Below are 2048 nucleotides of genomic sequence, written 5' to 3'. Positions count from 1 at the left end.
TTGTAGCATTCCGCTGGAGAGCGGTCTATAAATACTACTATTTTATTATACGAGGAATGCCTGTGAATATCAGAATTTCATCGGCAGTACGTCTTTTCTGCACTTGCCATTGTAGGCGGTGTAGATGGGGAAAACGTACTTTTTCCATCCGCGCAGCTTTGCGGGGTCGTCCTGCCCGATGCGATAAATATCGACCGGGTGGATGCTGCGCAGCGCACGGAGCAGCCGTTCTTCGTTGAACTCGCCGTGGTACAGTTCCACAAAGTGCATCATGCCTTTCAGAACAGAGGCTCGGAACGAATCCGGTTTGCCCTCCCATGCTGCCACGATCAGCCGCATCGTTTCACAGTAGAGCGGTTCGCCCATCTGCCTGTAGAGCCGGAAAGCCGTACCAACGCAGCCGATGCGGTAATCGGTCAGCTGCTGGCTGTCATAATTGAGACTCAACCCCACCCGGTTGGTGGCTGCGAGAAACGCCTTGGAAATGGCATCGCCGCCCACCACCTTGGCACGGAGCTTGATGCCTGCCGTCAGCGGAGCGGAAAAGCCGTTCTGCTCGGCAAAGAGCAGGGCTTCCTGCTCCACGGTCATGCCTGTGTACACCTTGCAGAGGACCGGCAGATCCTTGCCGCCGTTGCGGAGGATGCGCCCCTCGATGGTGTGCTGCCCATCCGTTACGATGAACTGACCGTTGCGGAAACTGACCTTCGGCTCATTTGCCACATATTCGTTGAAGTGGACGGCGATCAGTTCCACACGCTTGCGCTCCACACCGCGCTGATACAGTTCGCGGGGGTAGACCAGCTTGCTGCTGTGGATGACCATGAGCTGGTACGGCGGGTTGACATGGATGAAGGGATTGTTGTTGTCTTTCAGGCGCATCGCATTTCCTCCTTGATCCTCCAGATGTACGTTTCGGCTTCTTTCAGAATTTCAGCAACCTGCTGCCTACGCTTTGGGATGGTGAGCAGGCTGGGGTTGAACGTGAAGCTATATTCCAGCCGCTGGATCATTGCGTGTACCGCAGCTTCCAGTTCGGTGTACAGCATCATGTCCTCAACGCTCCCGGCGTCCTCAAAGGACGATTTGATGGGCGTGTAAGGATAGATGGGCGGCTTTCCGTCAACCACCTCAGGCGGTGCGTAAGCCGCCGTAGAGCGGATGATAGGTGGAAGCCGCTGAATGCTCCCCATCGGGTTCAGGGCAAGACTGGCACGGACAGCATCATCCACCCGGCTCATTTCTTCCGGGGTGAGGTGTCCGAGGAATTTCAGCACCCTGCTCTTGTCTACGGTAAAGATCTGCTCTGCCTGAACGATGGACGGAACGGAGAGAAAATCGTTCACCAGCAGGCAGTGTGTCGGCTGGGTATACTTTTTTGCAGCCTTGCTTGTCAATGTGGCCACGATCAGCGTGGGCGAGTAAAAATTCCCCACATCGTTCTGGAGAACGACTGCCGGACGATTCCCGCTTTGCTCTGAACCGATGGCGTTGTCGAAACGGGTGAAGAAAATGTCTCCGCGCTGGAATTTCCAGTTTTGAATCAAATGCTACCCTCCTTTTTCAATATGTACACCACTCGCTGCACCTCCTTGGCAGTAGGCGGTGTGTTTGTTCAGCGGTTCATCACAACGTAGTCATGACCGCGCCGGGTCTGGCAGACTGTGCAAGTGTCCATGCTCCGGTCTGCGCTAGGAACGATGGCGATTTTGAACGCCTTGGATTCTACAAAACTGCAAAGGCAGACACCGCAGAGCGTGCGGATGGACCGGATCATTTCTGGGGTCAGTTCCATTTCCTCGTAGATCGCTTGCTCTAAGGTGGTACGGTCGTTCTCGTTCATAAAACCTCCTATGTAGGACGAAAATGTGGATATATGGAATAAGTAAAAAGAACAGGCGTGGACGAAGACCGAAAACAGCATTCGGCCACGCCTGATTTAATAAGTTAAGGTCTCGCATATTCGCCCTCGGCTCCCTGCGAGTGGGGCATAAACATCTGGCAGCGGACTTGTACCGCTTCATTGGCATTTCAGCCACCCCGTCTGC

3 protein-coding genes are annotated in these 2048 nt (G+C 54.4%); all 3 read right to left on the bottom strand.

Going from position 1 to position 2048, the window contains the following annotated elements; translation table 11 throughout:
* Positions 1-69 precede the first annotated feature (69 nt).
* The gene (locus J3353_RS15855; protein WP_207685230.1) at positions 70-882 is read right to left on the bottom strand and encodes a DUF6551 family protein; all 813 of its coding nucleotides are present in this window, start codon (positions 880-882) and stop codon (positions 70-72) included.
* On the bottom strand, positions 873-1547 hold the full coding sequence (locus J3353_RS15850) for a type II toxin-antitoxin system PemK/MazF family toxin (RefSeq protein ID WP_207685229.1): 675 nt from the start codon (positions 1545-1547) through the stop codon (positions 873-875). Before J3353_RS15850 ends, J3353_RS15855 begins: the two co-directional genes overlap by 10 nt.
* A 68-nt stretch (positions 1548-1615) precedes the next feature.
* Positions 1616-1843 carry a hypothetical protein gene (locus J3353_RS15845; protein WP_015538297.1) on the bottom strand — a complete coding sequence of 76 codons (228 nt, stop codon included), beginning with the start codon at positions 1841-1843 and terminating at the stop codon, positions 1616-1618.
* Positions 1844-2048 lie beyond the last annotated feature (205 nt).

Origin of the sequence: Faecalibacterium sp. Marseille-Q4137, assembly GCF_017377535.1 — a bacterium.
GTDB lineage: Bacteria > Bacillota > Clostridia > Oscillospirales > Ruminococcaceae > Faecalibacterium > Faecalibacterium duncaniae.
Note: the sequence above shows the minus strand (reverse complement) of the source record. Positions and strands in the feature narration are given on the sequence as shown.